This is a genomic window from Pseudomonas sp. Tul2A7 (assembly GCF_054790505.1).
In genome coordinates this window covers 2228214-2247151 of sequence record NZ_CP186499.1, presented here as the reverse complement: position 1 = coordinate 2247151, position 18938 = coordinate 2228214, and the positions used below count along the sequence as shown (strand labels likewise).

The window sequence follows — 18938 nt, the reverse complement described above, 5'->3', positions numbered from 1 at the left end:
ATGCATGACATCCACCTCGCCGGCGTTCGGCGTCGGGTGGTTGTCCTTTGGGTTTTGCATCAATGTCGATGTTTCTTTGTGAGTCCAGGAGTAACCGGGGATGATTCCCCCGCCGTACTCATTGAGAATCAAATGACCAAACTCATGAGCCGACGTTTCTTTGAACTCTTCTCTGGCAATGTCTCTAGCGAACTCTGGAGTTCGACGTCGTTGAACAACGTAGCTTTCATAGGCATAACCGGCGTTGTGATAAACCTTTCTTGCAATCGCCAGACTGGTGGAACGACCAAAGTCCTTCGACAAGGAGTCAATCAACGGGAAATTCCCGGCTTTGGGCTCGACGTTGATCTCGGTTTTGACCGTGACTTTGTAAAGGCCTTTGCTGGTCGTGATGCCCTCGGCGATACCGCCGCCGCGTGAGCCATTACGCGACCAGTACAACTCGATACCTTCCTTGGCCCAGCCAAGCAACGTGCTGAAAGGCGTGGGTACCAGTCCGGGTGTGGAACCACTGCTGCCGCCATCCGAAAAGCTCGGGCGCAACGTCACTTCAACGGTCTTGGCGTTGCGGTCAACACGCACATCGACCCATTTCACCTTTTTAGCCGAGCAATCAAGCTTCACTTCAGTCACTTGCTGCTTCCCCGCCCCGGTCGCGGTGAGGCGCACTTTCAGGTTCGGGCTTTTCAGGACCTTGGTATCGAGGATGCCGGCCGTGTCGTAGCCGTCCCACTGCCATGAATGCTTGCCTGGTGGCAGGAACGGTGCGGTGTTGGCCTCGGCGTATACCAGCTTCTCGCCGTCCAGCACTTCCAGCTTCACACTGTCAGCTGCGTCCATGCGGTTCTCGACGACGAAATCGACCAACTCACGGTTTTTCGATGTTCCTGATTTCAGCTCGTCGAAGTCTGGAATTTCCAGCGGCGTCAGTACCGAGTTGCCACCGGACTTCAAACCCAGTCGGTAATCCAGCGCCGCGACAACCGCTATAGCGGCAAGCCCCGAAAATGGCACTGGCGAATGCGAATTCCCGATGATCACCGTCCCGGAACCTGCCGTAACCTTATTCCCGTGAGATCCAACGGAGCCGACCGTGGCGGCCGGTTTTCCATTGATCAACACCGTGGTCGCCAGATCGCCGACCATCGCACCACCACACGCCGAGGCATCGCCTTGGCGGGCGGCCGCGAGGCCATCGAAGAACACGTCGCCGGAACCGGCGGCGATCGGGTTGGTACCGTGGCCTGGAAGTGGGCAAGCGGTGGGGTCGGATACGCGTGCTGCTGGTTTGCCAGACATCGGGGATCTCCTTAGGTGACCTTCACTTGACCGCTGCCATCCAGGCGCGCGGAAAAACTGACCTGACGCTTGAACCCTTCAACTTCCAGCAGGCCTTCGATGCTGAAGGCGAGGCGCAGTTGATCGTGGTCACGCGGCAGGGAAATGACACGCACATTGCTCAGGCGCGGCTCGTAGGCTTCGATGAAGTTTTCGATGGCCAGACGGGCCTGACTCAGGGAGTCGTGCAGGCTCAGACGCATGTCATTGAGATCGGGCAACCCGTAGTCGGAAAGCGTTTGCACGCTGCCGGCCCGGGTGCTGAGCATTTTGGCCAGATGGGCAGCCACTGACGCCATGGCACAAGCCTCAAGGCTGTTGCCCTTGCGTAGTTGCGCGTCGCCGTTGAGGCGTTCGAACAGGCTGCCGTATCCGTCCATGAGTCGCTCTTACTCTTTGTCCAGCTTGCCAACCAGCGACAGGGTGAAATCGGCACCCATGTACTTGAAGTGCGGACGCACGTTCAAGCTCACGCGGTACCAGCCCGGCTCGCCTTCAACGTCGCTGACGATCACTTGCGCAGCGCGCAGCGGACGACGGCCACGCACTTCGGCGCTCGGGTTTTCCTGGTCGGCGACGTACTGACGGATCCACTTGTTCAGTTCCAACTCGAGGTCGGTACGCTCTTTCCACGAACCGAGTTGCTCGCGCTGCAGCACTTTCAAGTAGTGAGCCAGGCGGTTGACGATCATCATGTACGGCAGTTGGGTGCCGAGCTTGTAGTTCAGCTCTGCGGCCTTGCCTTCTGCGCTGATGCCGAAGAACTTCGGCTTCTGCACCGAGCTGGCGGAGAAGAACGCCGCGTTGTCGGAGCCTTTACGCATGGTCAGGGAGATGAAGCCTTCCTCGGCCAGTTCGTATTCACGACGGTCGGAAACCAGAACTTCAGTAGGAATCTTGGTTTCGATTTCGCCCATGCTTTCGAAATGGTGCAATGGCAGGTCTTCAACTGCGCCACCGCTCTGCGGGCCGATGATGTTCGGGCACCAGCGGAATTTGGCGAAGCTGTCGGTCAGCTTGGTACCGAACGCGTAAGCAGTGTTGCCCCACAGGTAGTGCTCGTGGCTGTTGGCAACGGTTTCCTTGTACACGAACGATTTCACCGGGTTTTCTTCCGGATCGTACGGGTTACGCAGCAGGAAACGCGGCACGGTCAGGCCAACGTAGCGGGAGTCTTCCGAAGTACGGAAGCTCTGCCATTTGGCGAATTGCGGGCCTTCGAAGTGGTCTTTCAGATCTTTCAGATCCGGCAGGCCGGTGAAGCTTTCCAGACCGAAGAATTTCGGGCCGGCAGCAGCGATGAACGGCGCGTGCGACATGCACGAAACGCTGGCCACGTACTGCATCAGCTTTACGTCTGGCGAGCTTGGCGACATGTAGTAGTTGGCGATGATCGCGCCCACAGGCTGACCACCGAACTGGCCGTATTCAGCGGTGTAGATGTGCTTGTACAGGCCCGACTGCATGACTTCCGGCGAATCTTCGAAATCGTCCAGCAGGTCTTCTTTCGAGACGTTGAGGATTTCGATCTTGATGTTTTCGCGGAAGTTGGTGCGGTCGACCAGCAACTGCAGACCACGCCACGAGGATTCCAGCGCCTGGAAGTCCGGGTGGTGCAGGATTTCGTCCATCTGACGGCTGAGCTTGGCATCGATCTCGGCGATCATGCGGTCAACCATGGCCTTCTTGACCGGCTCACCGTTGTTCTGCGGCTTGAGCAGTTCTTCGATGAACGCCGACACACCGCGCTTGGCGATGTCGTAGGCTTCGTCGTCCGGAGTCAGACGGGTTTCGGCGATGATGCTGTCGAGAATGCTGTATTCGCCGCTGGCGGCGCTCTTCTCTTGTGCTGCGCTAGTGCTCATTGTGTTGGCTTCCTTGGCTGGAGTCTCAGGCGTCCGGGGCTGCGGCGTTCAGGCCCAGCTCACCGAGTACGCGACCGCGGGATTCGTCGTCGGCGAGCACGCCTTCGATCGCTTTACGGAACGCAGGTGCGTTACCCAGCGGGCCTTTGAGGGCCACCAGCGCATCGCGCAGTTCCATCAGTTTTTTCAGCTCAGGCACTTGCTCGACCAGGCTGGCCGGGTTGAAGTCCTTCATCGAATTGACGCGCAGTTGCACAGCCAGCTCGTCGGCCTCGCCATCTTCCTGCAGACGGTTCGGCACGCTCAGCGTCAGACCCAGTTCTTGCTTGGCCAACACTTCGTCGAAGGTCATCTTGTCGATGCTGATCGGCTTGCGATCTTCGATTTTGCGATCGTCCTTGCGGTGGGTGTAGTCACCGATTGCCAGCAGCTTCAGCGGCAGTTCAATCTCTTCCTGAGCACCGCCGGTGGCGGGTTTGAAGGTGACGTTGATGCGTTCCTTGGGGGCTACCGAGCCTTCTTTGGCCATGGCTTTTCTCCTTGCGGTTGTGGCCCTGGGGCCTATTCGAGTACCACTTCGAGGTCGAGGTGGCACAGCCTGCGATAAATCTCTTCCTTGCGTTCACGTACGGCATGGTTCTGCGGCAACAACTCGCAGCAGCTATGCAGTAGATGCAGCACTTCCAATGCAAGATCGGGCTCCCAGGCGTGCAGGCCTGAGTCCTGTAATGTCTGATCGAGGGTTTCCAGCTGGTTCTTGGCCAGTTCGTATTTCTTGGCCATGAAGCACAGCCGTGCGAGGGCGAACTGCCAGAAGAAGCGCTCGCGCCCGCCATGGGCCGACTGCAAACCTTGCTTGAGCGTCTGCACGGCCGGCTTCAGGCCTTCCTTGCGCAGCAGCGGCAGGACTTCTTCGAGGGCCTTTTCCCAGGCCGGCTGGGTTTCGACGTTTTCGCTTTCGACCTTGCGCGGCGCACTGGCGCTTTGCAGGTGCGGCATGACGTTGGCGGCGATCCACGCCCGGGTGGACGGATCGGCAAACGGCGCGCCGTCATGGAAGCGCAACTCGACGATGCCGGGCAGCCGTTGAACCAAAAGCGCGAAGTGGATTTCCACTTCGCGCATTGCCAGCTCGGCGTTGAGGTTCTGGAGACACTCCCAGACCATCCTCTGGCCATCGAACCAGAACGGCGCCTTCGCCAGGCTCGCCTCCAGTTCCACCAGCAGATCAGCGTATTTGCCCTGATCGAAACGGTCCTGATAGAGCTTGAGTTTTTCCAGCGGCAGACCGCGTAACACGGTGATCTGCTCGGCGTTGCGCTCCGGCACCGCGTCAATGGTCATCCACAGCAGCGTGCGATTGAGGCGCAGGGCGCGCAGGTCGGTGGCTTTCTGCTTGAGCCACCAGGCGCACAGCGGCCGGGCGCTTTCCTGTTGGGCGCGCAGGGCTTTGTGCGCCTCGCGCTCGTTGTCGATCGGTGCGCCGGGGGTGAGCAACTGACTCGCCGCCTGCTTGACCTGCGCCACCGCCGCACCGACCACACCGGGGGCCGGCTGGTTGTCGGCCGCGCGCTGGATCATGGTTTTCAGGCGACGGGAGATCGGCAGCAGCAGCGGCGAATCATCGCCCAGGTGCTCAGCACACGCCGCTTCGAGACCGGACAGGTGCTCGGAGAGCTGCCGGAACATCGGCAACTGCTCTTTGATCGCAATGTTTTCGGTGATGACTTGCTCGAGACGCGGCACCAGCCAGCCGATGGCGGCGGCACGGGTGCGGGGTTTGAGCGGGTGAACGTCGGCCCAGTTGTTTTCCGACAGATGGTGCAGCAGACCGAGGCCGGCCAGCAGCCCGGGGAAGGATTCGCGCTGGTACAGCGACCAGGTCAGCCAGGCGCCGACACGCAAATCCTTGGATTGGGTACGCAGCAGATTTTCGCTGTTTTCGCGAATTTTCAGCCAGTCGATCTGCCCGCTTTCGTGCATCGACGAGGCTTTGGCCAGCTCGCTTTCCAGCGCCTCGAATTCGCTCGAAAAACGAACGTCTTCGCCCGCGAAATTCTCTTTGGAAACAGAGACTTTAGCGAGTTCGAGGTAATGGGCGGAAAGTTTGCTTGAGTAGGACATCCATGGCCTTTATTAAGGATTACAGTCAGGCGCCTATTGGAGTAACCGCGGCGCGGGACAGTATCGAAGAGCGGTGGTGCGACTCATCCAATTGAGATGTGCTCTTTCAAGTGGGCGCATCGTAATCACTATGATGGCCACTAGCAAGCATCTGATTAAACAACAAGACGAAGTGTTCATTGGGGCCTGTAGGAGATTGCCCTATATGTCGCAAGGGAATCCCTGATAGTCATTTATATTCGCCACATTTCTGTCTCCCCCGCCAAAGCCCTGAGCCAGAGCGCTTCTGTACGGCGAGACGACATCCTCCCGGACGCTCGTCCCATTACAGGGTGGCAAGCATGACAACTCTTGAAAAAAATAGAAGTAGGACACTTCCGAAAATGCATCAGCCTCTTTGAATAATTCAGCGAGGACAATGACGAACAGAAAAAGTGCCATCAATTTGATGGCAAATTACTTTGTGAAACTTTCAGCAGGCCGGAAACACTGCACATTCGTGCTAATTCAATAGTTATCGAACTCCCCTCCTACAGTCATTTCCTTCAATTCACACAACACCTTACAACCCGGAAGTCTCTGACAAATGTCAGAGACGGTTCTTACATCAATTTATTTCCCCCGCAGCTAGCGTGCCTTGGCAAATTTTTTATGCGTGGCGATCACGGAGGATCGGACACCGCGCGTCGACTCACCTTGCTTAAGGACAAGCGTATGTTCAGTACGGGCAATTGCGCGCCTTTTAACCTGCAAATTCCCGGAGTTCGCCACGACTTCAAGGTGCTCGCGTTTGAGGGTGATGAAGCCATCAGCGGCCTGTACGCCATCCGTATTGAGCTGGTCAGCGAACGAGCGGATATCGATCTGGAAGGTCTGCTCAGTCAGCCGGCGTTTCTGCAATTCGGGTTTAACCAAGAAGGCATTCACGGACGCATTGAAGATGTGCGGATGGGTGAAGCCGGAAAACGCCTCACCGATTACCAACTGACGCTGGTGCCGGCGTTGTACTACTTGCAGTTCAGCCATGACCAACGGATTTTTCAGCAGCGCACGGTGCCGCAGATCATCGCGCAGGTGCTCAAGGGTCACGGTATTCAAGGTGATGCCTTCAGCTTTCATGTCACCCCGAATCCGCCTCGCGACTATTGCACTCAATACGCGGAAAGCGATTTTGAATTTATCCAGCGGCTGTGCGCCGAGGACGGTATCGCCTGGCATCACCAGCATTCGACAGACGGCCATTTGCTGGTGTTCACCGATGACCAGGTGTTTCTCCCCAGGTTGGCTGCGACACCGTATAAGCAGGAATCCGGCATGGTGGCCGAGCATCAGGTGATCAGCCGATTTGGTGTGCGTAACAGCACGCGCACCAGCTCCGTCACCCGCCGTGACTACGACCTGAAGCGCCCGAGCCTGTTGCTTGAAAGCTGCTTCACCGCCGGGTTCACTCCAACGCTTGAGGACTACCGCTATCCGCTGCTGATCGAGAACGAAAGGCGCGGCAAACAAATTGCCCGTCAGGCACTGGAGCGCCACCGTAGCGATTACGAACTGGGCGACGGCGAAAGCGATCAGACGAATCTGCGTTGTGGCCACCTGTTTGAGCTGACCGGACACCCGCGTAAAAAGTGCAACGACCTGTGGTTTCTGCTCAGCGTTGCCCATGAAGGCCGACAGCCACAAGTGCTTGAGGAGTTCGGCCCCAGCGACGTCAAAACCGCCGATGGTTTTACCCAAGGCTACCGAAATCGCTTTAGCGTGATTCCCGCTGAGGTGGTTTTCCGGCCTCCGCTGCCTGCACCACGCCGCCCGCTGGTGATCCAGACCGCACGGGTTACCGGCCCCGAAGACGAAGAGATTTACTGCGATGAGTTAGGTCGCGTGAAGATCGAACTTCCTTGGGATCGCAAAGAACTCAACAGTGAGCGCAGCAGTTGCTGGGTACGCGTGGCGAGCAGTTGGGCCGGAGATCATTTTGGAGCTGTGACCATTCCGCGGGTCGGCATGGAAGTCGTGGTGTCCTTTTTGGAGGGTGACCCGGACAAACCACTGATCACCGGGTGTGTGGCCAACAGAGTTACCACGCCGCCCTACTCTTTACCCGACCACAAGACCAAAACCGTCTTGCGCAGCGAAAGCTCGCCGCGCAATGGCGGCTACAACGAACTGTCGATTGAAGATCGCGCGGGACAGGAACTGATCTACTTGCGCGCGCAACGCGACATGGCGCAGAAAATCGGCAACAGCCTTCAACTGGAAGTGGGCAACGAACGCCGCGAAACCATCAATGGCAGCAGTTACACCCAGGCTGGAAAGTCTCTCGACATCGAGGCCGGCCAGCAAGTGCATCTGAAGGCCGGCGCCAGTGTGGTGCTGGATGCCGGGGCTAGCATCACGCTGAAAGCCGGTGGCCATCACCTCGTGATCGACGCGGGCGGTATTTTCAGCAGCACGGAAATCAAGACGGGCCGCAAGCCACACGACAGTGAAGCGCCCAATCTGCTGCTTCCAGGCCTGGATGGAGCGTTTCCCGTTGCGCCAGCGGTACACGCACCTACAGAGGACGAACTCGAAGAAGAGGAGGAAGAAGTCGAGCTGGACGATGAGACGCCGGAGGGAATTACTTTGCGTATCGGCGTGTTTTTCGATGGCACCGGGAATAACAAGGCCAACAGCGAGACGGTCGCCGCGTGCTACGCCGCAGACGCCAATCTTGCGGAAGCGGCTGCAGAGATCCAGCAGCACTGCGCCACCTACGGTTACGACGGAAACGGGAGTTCGCCGGACAACAGTTATGGAAACGATGTGAGCAATATTGTGCGGCTGTATGAGCTGTATACGGATCATTCCTTCGAAACACTGCCGGAGAAAACGAGAAACGCCTCTTTGCGCGTGTATATCGAAGGTATTGGCACAACAGCTGACGCAGGTGACTCACTTTACGCACAAGCGACAGGCCGAGGAGAGACTGGCGTATCGGCTCGTGTGGAGCAGAGCCCTGAAAAAATCATTCGCCAATTTCGCTCACTGATCGATAAGAACCCCAATCTACTTATAGAAAAGATCGAATTCGATATTTTCGGCTTCAGTCGAGGTGCCGCTGCGGCTCGACACTTTGCAAATGAAGTTCTCAAAGGCAATCGCAGTATTCTTGCGGATGCGCTTCCAGCAGGTTCTCCGGCTCTCTCCAGCACCTTTGACTGGCAGCCGCAATCAAGTATCAGCATTAATTTCATAGGTTTGTTTGACACCGTTGCAGCAATCGCCAACCCATGGCTGCTCGATTTTACCGGCGCTAACAGCAGAAACCACGGTCTCGATTTAAAGCTGCCTGATGGTTGCGCCAAAAAAGTAGTCCATCTGGTTGCGCGTGATGAATATCGCGAGAACTTCGCACTTAACAGCCTGGGCGACATCGATCTGGCTTTGCCCGGTGTTCACTCGGATCTGGGCGGCGGTTACTTGCCCAGGGCCAAGGAAAAACTTCTGCTGAGCAACCCGATCACCAGCACTATCAGCCGAGACAAGGACGCGACCCGCAGTGTGGCCTATGTTGCGGCCGAGAAAGAAGCATTTGCCTGGTATGCAAAAGGCGTCATCGATGAGGACGTCCCGGGCAGTCATTTGCGCGTGGCATTTTGGGAAAGAGCCGTTACTCAATCAACAGCAAATGGTAGATCAAGCCCGGATCCTCAAAAGCGGGTTTACGCGGCGGCCAGCATTGAGCGGCCAGTACATGGCGAGCTGTCGCTGGTGTATCTGCGCATCATGCGTGAGCTTGCGGTTAGGCATGGAGTGCCATTCCAAGAGATTGACGAGAATGAGCCAAGACTGGCCCTGCCTGCGGAATTGATCCCGATCCACGCCAAGCTTGAAGCTTATGCGCTTGGAAAATCATCCGTCGAAGCGCTGACTATCAAAGAAAGGGCTTTGTTACGTAGCCGCTATATACATCTTTCCGCTCACTGGAATGCAGCCAAGGGCTTGAACAGCAGCGACTTGAATATTGTTTTCATCAACCGACCAACCAAGAACAATCAACGAGTGGTGCACCCCCATGAATGACTTCACTCGACCTATCAGGAAAACAATGTACTTCCTTCTAGGCATATTATTGGCCGGCTGCGGACTAGACGTCTCCCAGGCTGCGGACAAGCTGCCATGGTTTCTTGGCTTTGGAGCACCGGACTACATGGAGGTCTGGATTGAAACCGCCGATGTGGTGGATATTCGAGAGCGAGTATTCCGACGTGCCGGAGCCGGGATTGCTTCGGTAAGAACTCCCGCTGATAACAAAGGCACGCCCGCAGGGTGGCCAGAAAACCCCGGAAGTGGCGCAGGGCGGGACGTCACCGGCGCCGACCTGCCCCGTTTGATCTATGTACGATGGCAATCCCAGGCCGAACCTCAAACCTATGAGGCTTACATCACCATTTCCGAATCGGCCCGGGAAATCATGCGCAAGCCGGAAAAAGCTTTCTGCAGGGCTGATGGAAAATGGATCACCGATTACCGCAATGATATCGGTATCGGTCTGGCACCCGGCGGCATAGCAAAGGTCTGGCTGGGCGGCCCCTGCTTTAAGGCGGTCGAAATTGCCCGCGTTCAAGGAACAATCAATCCCAAAGGCCCTTACGAGGGTAAATCCGGCGGTAAACATCGGCCTCTAACCGACGTATCCAAAGCCTACATCGAAAAATTCGGCATCCCCTTCGGGAGCTGGTAAGGAGCATTACCTCATGGAATTGAAACCGCTGTTGTTCGCAGCGCTGATGTGGCTTCCCGCTACCCAGGCGTTTGCAGACACCTCGTCACTGGACGGCCATTACTACCTGTCTGGCGCCATGGAAATGGCCGCCGAGTTGCTGTTGCGTAAGGACGGCAGCTTTTCTGCTGGTATCGCCTACGGATCGACTGGCGGTTTCGCCAAGGGAAACTGGTATGTCGAGGAAAACACTCTCATGCTGGAGCAAGAGCCTGCTGCCCAACCAGCAAAGAAGCTTTCCTACAATCTTTCACGCGAGAGAACTCTGGTCGAACTCAAGGAGCATGCCGACAAAGAAAGCAATGAGTTGGCTAAAGAGAGCTACGTTTTAGAGCTTCGTTACGATCACCAACCTCCGCCGCCGCCCCTGAAGCCCGTGATGGTCAGTCTCGAGTTCAATTCAGGTCCACCGGGTCAATTGCTCCTGAACTCGAATCAACAAACAGACCTCTGGTTTCCTTACGATCACCAGAGAACGCTGAAAAAAATCGGCTTTGGCACAGATCAAAATCGTGGAACCTATCAATGGTTCAATGTCGCGGAGGATAGCCGAGCCTTTAACATTGGTTGGAAGAAACGAAAAAACCAACCCTTAATGTTCGAACAACCCATCGGATTTGATCTGGCGACCACCAGCCGTTATCTGGCTGCAGAAGAGCGAGAACGAGTTGACCATAACTATTGGTTGACGTTTTATCACTTCGATCCGGTCTCACCACCCGCGATCCATCCAGTGGAAGTTCATTGGCAATTCGAAGACGGTTCGACGTTGAAGGAGGTTTGGACAGACTCGCAGCGAAACACGCTGACACTGCCGTTCTCCCCAAATAAAGCATTGGCAAAAATCGGCTTACATACACAAAATTCTCCTGATGAAATCGAGTGGTTCACCGTCATGCCGGAAACTCGATGGGCGACGCTGGACTGGCAAGCCTATCCTGACCCTGCCAACGGCGATCTTTCTGTGTTGTTCAAAGATCTGCAATTAGCCATCGAACCCAACTGCTTGGCCGTCAATTTTGGCAACGGTAAGGCCTGCTTCCGGCGTCAATAAGCCGATCCGTCAGCCACAAAAAATGGGCACCCAACCGCAATTGGTGTGCCCATTTTTCATACGGTTCTCCCGGTTATTCGAGGAGTTCGCCGCAATTAAGGATTAACGCTGTCTTTCAACGATTTGCCTGGCTTGAACGCAACGGTGTTGCTGGCCTTGATTTTGACCGGCTCGCCGGTCTGCGGGTTTTTGCCGGTGCGGGCGCCGCGGTGGCGTTGCAGGAAGGTGCCGAAGCCGACCAGCGTGACGCTGTCCTTGCGGTGCAGAGCGCCGGTAATTTCTTCGAGAACGGCGTTGAGTACGCGGTTGGCCTGTTCTTTGGTCAGATCTGCTTTTTCAGCGATTGCAGCGGCGAGTTCTGGTTTACGCATTAGTGAAGCCCCTTTGACGGTTTTTTGTTGTTATGTCCGTGCTGTTCTCGTTGGAACAGCGCCCAAGGCGCCGCAGGCTCTACTCTGCGGCAGACGGGAGTGAGAATGGCACGCGGATACCGGCGGCGCCAGTCTCCCCGCGACCTTTGTAGGGGCAAAAGCGGGGTGATTCCGACAGAACGACCGGTATTTACGCCAGCAGGGCCGGAAGCTGTTTGTTCAGGGCGAGTTTTTCCATCACGGCTGCACCGGTCAGCGCGTAACCGAGCAATTGGCCGTCGGCGCTGTGGCACAGGGCTTTGATGTCGGCGCCCTGCCCTTCAACCGTCCAGACGCCTTCGCTGCCCCGTGGCGGCGGCGAAACCACCAACGGGCACACAGGGGTTTTCACGGTGATCGGCATCGGGCCGTAGCTGACGGCGGTCGGGTTACCGGCGAGTGTTTGTGCCAGTGCTCGCGCACAGCTCATGAGGGGCATTACGTACAGCAGATTCAGCCCGTCGACCTCGGCACAGTCGCCCAAGGCGTAGATATTGGCGTGGGAGGTTTTCAGGTGCCGGTCGACCACGACACCGCGATTGACCTGTACGCCCGCAGCGGCCGCCAGATCGATGCGTGGGCGCAGGCCAATCGCCGACACCACCACGTCGCACGGGATGACCTGACCGTCGGACAGGTGCGCTTCCAGTCCGTCGGCGACTTTCTGCAATCGGGTCAGCACGGGGCCGAGGTGGAATTTCGCACCGAGGCTTTCCAGTCCGGCCTGCACGGCAGCCGCAGCGGCCGGGTGCAGCAGCATCGGCATGACTTGTTCGCACGGCGCCACCAGTTGCACTTCGTAGCCGCCGAGAATCAGGTCATTGGCGAATTCGCAGCCGATCAGGCCGGCGCCGAGCAACAACACCCGGCGCGTGCCCGCCGCAGCGGCGCGGAAACGTGCGTAGTCTTCGAGATCGTTGATCGGGAACACCAGATCCGCGCCATCGCCTTCGATGGGCACACGCACGGTTTCTGCACCCCAAGCGAGGATCAGATCGCGGTAATAAACCGCTTCTTCGCCGATCCACAAGCGCTTGTGGCCGGCATCGATGCCGCTGACGCGCGTATGAGTGCGCACCTCGGCCTTCAACTGCTCGGCCATGGCGCCCGGTTCGGCCATGCTCAGGCCATCGGCGTCTTTGTTCTTGCCGAAACCGGTGGAGAGCATCGGCTTGGAGTAAGAGCGGCCGTCATCGGCGGTGATCAGCAGCAGCGGGGTTTCGCTGTCGAGTTTGCGAAACTCCCGGGCCAGGTTGTAGCCCGCAAGGCCAGTGCCAATGATGACGACAGGTGCGCTCATGCCTTACTCCTTGATTGTGCTTAGTTGATTTCGATCATTTCGAAGTCCATCTTGCCGACGCCGCAGTCCGGGCACAGCCAGTCTTCCGGTACGTCTTGCCACAGGGTGCCCGGCGCGATGCCGTCATCCGGCCAGCCATCGGCTTCGTTGTAGATCAGGCCACAGACGATGCATTGCCACTTTTTCATTCAGGTACTTCCTCAGGGTTCAGGCTGGGTGCCGGCGCGGACGGTCGATGGGTGTTGCGCTGCCATCCGGCTCAGGGCGTTTTGTACTGATGGAGCCGGGCAGATGCAAGCCTGTTCGGCGCAATGGCGACCCGGATCAATCAATAGCGCAGCTCACCATGGTAAGCTCGCCGCCTCATTTGCGGCCAATAATGACTCATTGTGCAACATTCAAATGCCTGCCCGACCCCGCTCTGGCTGACCCAAAGCCAACTGACGCCCCTCCCCGATTCGTTGACCCTCGACTGGCTGTTCGACGAAGGCTCCCTCACCCGCCGACTGACCCGGTTGTCCAATGACGGCTTCAGCGTCACGCCGCTGTTTGAAGGCTGGGACACCTTGCGCGCTGACGAATGCGCCGCACTGGATCTGGCCGTGGGCAGCGAAGGCTGGGTGCGCGAGGTGTATTTGCGCGGTCATGGCGAGGCTTGGGTGTTTGCTCGCAGCGTCGCCTCACGCGCCGCTTTGCAGGGCGACGGTTTGCACATGGACGAACTGGGCAGCCGCTCGCTGGGCGAATTGCTGTTTTGCGATCAGGCGTTCCAGCGCCGCGCCCTCGAAGTTTGCCACTACCCTGAACAATGGCTGCCGCCAGCCGCCAAAGCGCCAGAATTGTGGGGCCGGCGTTCGCGCTTCGACCGTGGTGCGCTGAGCGTACTGGTCGCGGAAATCTTCCTGCCGAACCTGTGGACCGCCGCCCGCGCCCATCCGGAGAACTGCTGATGTATCAGAGCCTGCTCAAGTCGCTGAATCGCTTGAACCCGCGTGCTTGGGATTTCATTCAGTTGACGCGGATGGACAAGCCGATCGGCATTTACCTGCTGCTGTGGCCGACGCTATGGGCGCTGTGGATTGCCGGCAAAGGTTCGCCGTCGCTGGCCAACGTGGTGATTTTTGTCCTCGGCGTGGTGCTCACCCGCGCCGGCGGCTGCGTGATCAACGACTGGGCGGATCGCAAGGTCGACGGCCACGTCAAACGCACCGCACAACGACCATTGGCGGCCGGCAGAATCAGTTCGAAAGAAGCGCTGGTGTTCTTCGCGCTGTTGATGGGTGTGAGTTTTCTGCTGGTGCTGTGCACCAATGCGCCGACGATCTGGCTGTCGCTCGGTGGTCTGGCATTGGCGTTCACTTATCCGTTCATGAAGCGCTACACCTATTACCCACAAGTGGTGCTGGGTGCAGCGTTTTCGTGGGGCATGCCGATGGCGTTCACCGCCGAGACCGGCGAGTTGCCGGCGGCGGCCTGGCTGCTGTGGATCGCCAATCTGCTGTGGACGGTGGGTTACGACACCTATTACGCGATGACCGATCGCGATGACGATTTGAAGATTGGCGTGAAGTCGACGGCGATTCTGTTTGGCGAAGCGGATCGAGTGATCATCCTGAGCTTGCAGGCGTTGTCGCTGGGTTGCCTGTTGCTGGCCGGTTCGAAGTTCGAGTTGGGGATGTGGTTCCATCTCGGCTTGCTGGTGGCTGCCGGGTGCTACGCGTGGGAATTCTGGTACACGCGGGATCGCGACCGTATGCGTTGCTTCAAAGCGTTTCTGCACAACCACTGGGCCGGGTTGGCGATTTTCGTCGGGATCGTGCTGGATTACGCGTTGCGCTAAACACCAATCAATGTAGGAGTGAGCCTGCTCGCGATAGCGGTGTGTCAGTTAACGAAAATGCCGACTGATACACCGCTATCGCGAGCAGGCTCACTCCTACAAGGGACCGCGCTTACTTGGCTTTGGCGACTTTCCACGCGCCGTCCATTTTGCCGTCACCGGTCATGTCACCGGCTTTCTTGTCCATCACGAAGGTGTACAGCGGCATGCCTTGGTAGGCCCATTGCATCGTGCCGTCGTCGCGTTTGATGACAGTCCAGTCACCCATCGACTTGTCACCCGCGGTCGCCATCAACGGCGGCCAGTTGGTTGCGCATTTGTCGTTGCACATCGACTTGCCGCCCGAGTCCTTGGCGAAGGTATACAGGGTCATGCCCTTGTGGTCGGTGTACATGCCGTCCTTCTCCATCGCCGGCTCCGCAGCCAGCGCAAATCCAGGCAGAGTCAGGGCCGCAGCCATCAGCAGGGCTTTGAAAGAAACAGTCATTTGAGTCATGGAAACCTTCTTTTGTGGTTGTCAGGATTCGGACTTAGAGCTTAGTTCAGGATTTGCACAATCGCCGCCGGACTAAAATACTGTCACACGACTGCAATAATTCCGTTATCTAATGCGGCGCAAGACAGTTAAATGACAAGAGGATTAAGGCATGGTTGGCAGGAGCATTCTGATCGTCGACGACGAAGCGCCCATTCGCGAAATGATCGCCGTTGCGTTGGAAATGGCCGGCTATGACTGCCTCGAGGCAGAGAACTCGCAGCAGGCCCACGCCATCATCGTCGACCGCAAACCGGACCTGATCCTGCTCGACTGGATGCTGCCCGGCACCTCGGGTATCGAGCTGGCCCGCCGCCTCAAGCGTGACGAGCTGACCGGGGACATCCCGATCATCATGCTCACCGCCAAGGGCGAAGAGGACAACAAGATCCAGGGTCTGGAAGTCGGCGCCGACGACTACATCACCAAACCGTTTTCCCCGCGTGAACTGGTCGCCCGTCTCAAAGCCGTGCTGCGCCGCGCCGGTCCGACCGACGGCGAAGCGCCGATTGAAGTCGGTGGACTGCTGCTCGACCCGATCAGCCACCGCGTGACCATCGACGGCAAACCCGCCGAGATGGGCCCGACCGAATACCGTCTGCTGCAATTCTTCATGACCCATCAGGAACGCGCCTACACCCGTGGCCAGTTGCTGGATCAGGTCTGGGGCGGCAACGTCTATGTTGAAGAGCGCACCGTCGACGTGCACATCCGCCGCCTGCGCAAGGCCCTCGGCGACGCCTACGAAAATCTGGTACAAACCGTGCGCGGCACCGGCTACCGGTTTTCCACCAAGGCCTGAGCCGACCGCCAGACTCGCTGACAAGGACCGTATTTCCCGTGAATCAAAACTGGCATGGCACCCTGATTCGCCACATGCTGTTGCTGGTCACCGCCAGCCTGGTGATCGGCCTGATCACCGGCTATTACGGCTGGAGCCTCGCGGCGGGTCTGGGGATTTATCTGGGCTGGACGCTCAAGCAATTGCTGCGGCTGCACGAATGGCTGCGCCAGCATCAACCCGACGAAGCACCGCCCGACGGCTATGGCCTGTGGGGCGAGGTGTTCGACAGCATCTACCACCTGCAACGCCGCGACCAACGCGTACGCGGGCGCCTGCAAGCGGTGATCGACCGGGTGCAAGAGTCCACTGCTGCGCTGAAAGACGCGGTGATCATGCTCGACAGCGACGGCAACCTGGAATGGTGGAACCGCGCCGCCGAAACCCTGCTCGGTCTCAAGACGCCGCAAGACAGTGGCCAACCGGTGACCAACCTGGTGCGCCATCCGCGCTTCAAGGAATACTTCGAGCAGGACAGCTACGCCGAGCCGCTGGAAATCCCCTCGCCGACCAATGATCGCGTGCGCATTCAGCTGTACCTGACCCGCTATGGCAACAACGAACACCTGATGCTGGTGCGCGATGTCACGCGTATCCATCAACTCGAACAGATGCGCAAAGACTTCATCGCCAACGTCTCTCACGAGTTGCGCACACCACTGACAGTGATCTGCGGCTATCTGGAAACCCTGCTCGACAACGTCGAAGAAGTGAATCCACGCTGGAGCCGTGCCCTGCAGCAGATGCAGCAACAGGGCGGGCGCATGCAGACGCTGCTCAACGATTTGTTGCTGCTGGCGAAACTCGAAGCCACTGATTATCCATCGGACAACCAGCCGGTGCAGGTCGACACCCTGCTGCAATCGATCAAGAGCGATGCGCAGCAATTGTCCGGCGCAAAGAACCAGCGCATCACCCTCGACGCTGACGCCGGCCTGTTGCTCAAGGGCAGCGAAGCGGAGTTGCGCAGCGCGTTTTCCAATCTGGTGTTCAACGCGGTGAAGTACACCCCGGCCGAGGGCAACATCCGCATTCGCTGGTGGGGTGACGATCAAGGCGCACACCTGAGCGTGCAGGATTCCGGGATCGGCATCGACAGCAAACACTTGCCGCGCCTGACCGAACGCTTCTACCGCGTCGACTCCAGCCGCAACTCCAACACTGGCGGCACAGGCCTGGGCCTGGCCATCGTCAAGCACGTGTTGCTGCGCCACCGCGCACGCATGGAGATCAGCAGCGTGCCCGGTCACGGCAGCACGTTCACCTGCCATTTCGCCCCGGCTCAGGTAGCCCAGGCGCGGGCGATCAGCGCCGCTGAGTAATGTCGCACTAGGCAATCGCCAGGTCAGCCGCTACATTGGCTGACTTGTGCCTGCCTTTCAGGCGCGACTTTTCTCTCTTTTGAATCACACGGAACCCGCAAAACTCCATCATGGATCCTTCCCCTGGCTTGTCCCTCGCTACAATTTTCGCCGACTTCGGCATGATCCTTTTCGCTCTGATCCTGGTTTTGCTCAACGGCTTTTTCGTTGCGGCGGAATTCGCCATGGTCAAACTGCGCTCGACCCGGGTCGAGGCCATCGCCGATCAGAACGGCTGGCGTGGGCACATCCTGCGCACCGTACACAGTCAGCTCGATGCGTACCTCTCGGCCTGTCAGCTGGGTATTACCCTCGCCTCGCTTGGCCTCGGCTGGGTCGGTGAGCCGGCGTTCGCACACATCCTCGAACCGCTGCTGAGCGCGGTCGGCGTGCAGTCGCCGGAGATCGTCAAAGGTGTGTCGTTCTTCACCGCGTTCTTCATCATTTCGTACCTGCACATCGTGGTCGGCGAACTGGCCCCGAAGTCCTGGGCGATCCGTAAACCCGAGCTGCTGTCGCTGTGGACGGCGGTGCCGCTGTACCTGTTCTACTGGGCGATGTACCCGGCGATCTACCTGCTCAACGCCAGCGCCAACGCGATTCTGCGTATCGCCGGTCAGGGCGAACCCGGCCCGCACCACGAGCACCATTACAGCCGCGAAGAACTGAAACTGATCCTGCACTCCAGCCGTGGTCAGGATCCGAGCGATCAGGGCATGCGTGTTCTGGCGTCTGCGGTGGAAATGGGCGAACTGGAAGTGGTCGACTGGGCCAACTCCCGCGAAGACCTGATCACCCTGGAATTCAACGCACCGCTGAAAGAAATCCTGGCGATGTTCCGTCGCCACAAGTTCAGCCGTTATCCGGTGTACGACAGCGAGCGCCAGGAGTTCGTCGGCCTGTTGCACATCAAGGATCTGCTGCTGGAACTGGCGGCGCTGGACCACATTCCCGAGTCGTTCAACCTGGCTGAGCTGACCCGTCCGCTGGAGCGCGTGTCACGGCACATGCCGCTGTCGCAGTTGCTGGAGCAGTTCCGCAAGGGTGGCTCGCACTTCGCCGTGGTCGAGGAGGCTGACGGCAACATCATCGGCTACCTGACCATGGAAGACGTGCTGGAAGTGCTGGTCGGCGACATTCAGGACGAACACCGCAAGGCTGAGCGCGGGATTCTCGCCTATCAACCGGGCAAGCTGCTGGTGCGTGGTGACACGCCGCTGTTCAAGGTGGAACGCTTGCTGGGCATCGACCTTGATCACATCGAAGCGGAAACCCTCGCCGGGCTGGTCTACGAAACCCTGAAACGGGTGCCGGAAGAGGAAGAAGTGCTGGAAGTCGAAGGCCTGCGGATCATCATCAAGAAGATGAAAGGGCCGAAGATTGTGCTGGCCAAGGTGTTGATGCTGGATTGATGGGCTGATCCAGCACCGCGCCGCCCCTTTCGCGAGCAGGCTCGCTCCCACTCTGGAATGCATTTCAACTGTGGGAGCGAGCCTGCTCCGGGC

General features: G+C 58.3%; 16 protein-coding genes and 1 pseudogene. 8 read left to right on the top strand and 9 right to left on the bottom strand.

What is annotated here, in order from left to right; translation table 11 throughout:
- Window positions 1-1005: 1005 nt before the first annotated feature.
- The 5 genes and pseudogenes from ACOYXJ_RS10005 to tssA all read right to left on the bottom strand — a co-directional run.
- Window positions 1006-1299, bottom strand: a pseudogene (locus ACOYXJ_RS10005) (PAAR domain-containing protein); the annotation flags it as partial.
- An 11-nt stretch (window positions 1300-1310) separates the two neighbouring features.
- Window positions 1311-1718 carry a type VI secretion system baseplate subunit TssE gene (gene tssE / locus ACOYXJ_RS10000; protein WP_123454704.1) on the bottom strand — a complete coding sequence of 136 codons (408 nt, stop codon included), beginning with the start codon at window positions 1716-1718 and terminating at the stop codon, window positions 1311-1313.
- A gap of 9 nt (window positions 1719-1727) precedes the next feature.
- Window positions 1728-3203 (bottom strand): type VI secretion system contractile sheath large subunit, encoded by a 1476-nt coding sequence (gene tssC, locus ACOYXJ_RS09995; protein WP_016772499.1) that lies wholly within the window; start codon window positions 3201-3203, stop codon window positions 1728-1730.
- 25 nt (window positions 3204-3228) lie between these two features.
- Complete coding sequence (gene tssB, locus ACOYXJ_RS09990; protein ID WP_003229587.1) at window positions 3229-3732, bottom strand: type VI secretion system contractile sheath small subunit; 504 nt, start codon at window positions 3730-3732, stop codon at window positions 3229-3231.
- A gap of 32 nt (window positions 3733-3764) precedes the next feature.
- On the bottom strand, window positions 3765-5327 hold the full coding sequence (gene tssA / locus ACOYXJ_RS09985) for a type VI secretion system protein TssA (RefSeq protein WP_038359349.1): 1563 nt from the start codon (window positions 5325-5327) through the stop codon (window positions 3765-3767).
- A gap of 714 nt (window positions 5328-6041) precedes the next feature.
- On the opposite strand from tssA, the gene tssI reads away from it, so the two are divergent.
- Genes tssI through ACOYXJ_RS09970 form a run of 3 tightly spaced genes read left to right on the top strand, consistent with a single transcriptional unit; the run spans window position 6042 to window position 11146 of the window.
- Window positions 6042-9392, top strand: coding sequence for a type VI secretion system tip protein TssI/VgrG (gene tssI / locus ACOYXJ_RS09980; RefSeq protein WP_460369251.1), 3351 nt, complete (start codon window positions 6042-6044; stop codon window positions 9390-9392).
- Window positions 9385-10053, top strand: coding sequence for a DUF2931 family protein (locus ACOYXJ_RS09975; protein WP_460369249.1), 669 nt, complete (start codon window positions 9385-9387; stop codon window positions 10051-10053). The genes tssI and ACOYXJ_RS09975 overlap by 8 nt, the downstream gene beginning before the upstream one ends.
- Before the next feature lie 13 nt (window positions 10054-10066).
- The gene (locus ACOYXJ_RS09970; protein WP_460369247.1) at window positions 10067-11146 is read left to right on the top strand and encodes a hypothetical protein; all 1080 of its coding nucleotides are present in this window, start codon (window positions 10067-10069) and stop codon (window positions 11144-11146) included.
- A 95-nt stretch (window positions 11147-11241) separates the two neighbouring features.
- Here the strand turns inward: ACOYXJ_RS09970 and ACOYXJ_RS09965 are convergent, their stop codons facing one another.
- From ACOYXJ_RS09965 to ACOYXJ_RS09955, 3 genes are all read right to left on the bottom strand, one after another.
- Window positions 11242-11517: an HU family DNA-binding protein gene (locus tag ACOYXJ_RS09965; RefSeq protein ID WP_003213368.1), complete on the bottom strand. Its 276-nt coding sequence runs from the start codon at window positions 11515-11517 to the stop codon at window positions 11242-11244.
- A 190-nt stretch (window positions 11518-11707) separates the two neighbouring features.
- Window positions 11708-12856, bottom strand: a complete 1149-nt coding sequence (locus ACOYXJ_RS09960) for an NAD(P)/FAD-dependent oxidoreductase (protein WP_460369245.1) — start codon at window positions 12854-12856, stop codon at window positions 11708-11710.
- Window positions 12857-12876: 20 nt separating this feature from the next.
- A complete protein-coding gene (locus ACOYXJ_RS09955; RefSeq protein ID WP_003437744.1) occupies window positions 12877-13044 on the bottom strand; it encodes a rubredoxin in 168 nt (55 codons plus the stop codon).
- Between the two features lie 201 nt (window positions 13045-13245).
- Between ACOYXJ_RS09955 and ACOYXJ_RS09950 the strand changes: the two genes are divergently transcribed.
- Together ACOYXJ_RS09950 and ubiA are read left to right on the top strand one after the other, a co-directional pair.
- Window positions 13246-13806: a chorismate--pyruvate lyase family protein gene (locus tag ACOYXJ_RS09950; protein ID WP_460369243.1), complete on the top strand. Its 561-nt coding sequence runs from the start codon at window positions 13246-13248 to the stop codon at window positions 13804-13806.
- Window positions 13806-14696 (top strand): 4-hydroxybenzoate octaprenyltransferase, encoded by an 891-nt coding sequence (gene ubiA / locus ACOYXJ_RS09945; protein WP_110718154.1) that lies wholly within the window; start codon window positions 13806-13808, stop codon window positions 14694-14696. The genes ACOYXJ_RS09950 and ubiA overlap by 1 nt, the downstream gene beginning before the upstream one ends.
- A 112-nt stretch (window positions 14697-14808) precedes the next feature.
- Here the strand turns inward: ubiA and ACOYXJ_RS09940 are convergent, their stop codons facing one another.
- The gene (locus ACOYXJ_RS09940) at window positions 14809-15192 is read right to left on the bottom strand and encodes a COG4315 family predicted lipoprotein (protein WP_460369241.1); all 384 of its coding nucleotides are present in this window, start codon (window positions 15190-15192) and stop codon (window positions 14809-14811) included.
- Window positions 15193-15343: 151 nt separating this feature from the next.
- Here ACOYXJ_RS09940 and phoB point away from each other — a divergent pair, with 151 nt between their 5' ends.
- From phoB to ACOYXJ_RS09925, 3 genes are all read left to right on the top strand, one after another.
- Entirely contained in the window at window positions 15344-16033 is a 690-nt protein-coding gene (gene phoB / locus ACOYXJ_RS09935; protein ID WP_007896474.1) for a phosphate regulon transcriptional regulator PhoB, read from the top strand.
- 74 nt (window positions 16034-16107) lie between these two features.
- Complete coding sequence (gene phoR / locus ACOYXJ_RS09930; RefSeq protein WP_263597610.1) at window positions 16108-17394, top strand: phosphate regulon sensor histidine kinase PhoR; 1287 nt, start codon at window positions 16108-16110, stop codon at window positions 17392-17394.
- A 110-nt stretch (window positions 17395-17504) separates the two neighbouring features.
- A complete protein-coding gene (locus ACOYXJ_RS09925; protein WP_007920256.1) occupies window positions 17505-18845 on the top strand; it encodes a hemolysin family protein in 1341 nt (446 codons plus the stop codon).
- Window positions 18846-18938: the final 93 nt, after the last annotated feature.

Bases quoted from the DNA above. Each gene is read 5' to 3' on its own strand.
- tssA (WP_038359349.1), bottom strand. From the start codon at position 5,327: ATGTCCTACTCAAGCAAACTTTCCGCCCATTACCTCGAACTCGCTAAA.
- ACOYXJ_RS09965 (WP_003213368.1), bottom strand. From the start codon at position 11,517: ATGCGTAAACCAGAACTCGCCGCTGCAATCGCTGAAAAAGCAGATCTG.
- ACOYXJ_RS09960 (WP_460369245.1), bottom strand. From the start codon at position 12,856: ATGAGCGCACCTGTCGTCATCATTGGCACTGGCCTTGCGGGCTACAAC.
- tssE (WP_123454704.1), bottom strand. From the start codon at position 1,718: ATGGACGGATACGGCAGCCTGTTCGAACGCCTCAACGGCGACGCGCAA.
- tssC (WP_016772499.1), bottom strand. From the start codon at position 3,203: ATGAGCACTAGCGCAGCACAAGAGAAGAGCGCCGCCAGCGGCGAATAC.
- phoB (WP_007896474.1), top strand. From the start codon at position 15,344: ATGGTTGGCAGGAGCATTCTGATCGTCGACGACGAAGCGCCCATTCGC.
- ACOYXJ_RS09925 (WP_007920256.1), top strand. From the start codon at position 17,505: ATGGATCCTTCCCCTGGCTTGTCCCTCGCTACAATTTTCGCCGACTTC.
- ACOYXJ_RS09970 (WP_460369247.1), top strand. From the start codon at position 10,067: ATGGAATTGAAACCGCTGTTGTTCGCAGCGCTGATGTGGCTTCCCGCT.
- ACOYXJ_RS09955 (WP_003437744.1), bottom strand. From the start codon at position 13,044: ATGAAAAAGTGGCAATGCATCGTCTGTGGCCTGATCTACAACGAAGCC.
- tssB (WP_003229587.1), bottom strand. From the start codon at position 3,732: ATGGCCAAAGAAGGCTCGGTAGCCCCCAAGGAACGCATCAACGTCACC.
- phoR (WP_263597610.1), top strand. From the start codon at position 16,108: ATGCTGTTGCTGGTCACCGCCAGCCTGGTGATCGGCCTGATCACCGGC.
- tssI (WP_460369251.1), top strand. From the start codon at position 6,042: ATGTTCAGTACGGGCAATTGCGCGCCTTTTAACCTGCAAATTCCCGGA.
- ACOYXJ_RS09940 (WP_460369241.1), bottom strand. From the start codon at position 15,192: ATGACTCAAATGACTGTTTCTTTCAAAGCCCTGCTGATGGCTGCGGCC.
- ACOYXJ_RS09975 (WP_460369249.1), top strand. From the start codon at position 9,385: ATGAATGACTTCACTCGACCTATCAGGAAAACAATGTACTTCCTTCTA.
- ubiA (WP_110718154.1), top strand. From the start codon at position 13,806: ATGTATCAGAGCCTGCTCAAGTCGCTGAATCGCTTGAACCCGCGTGCT.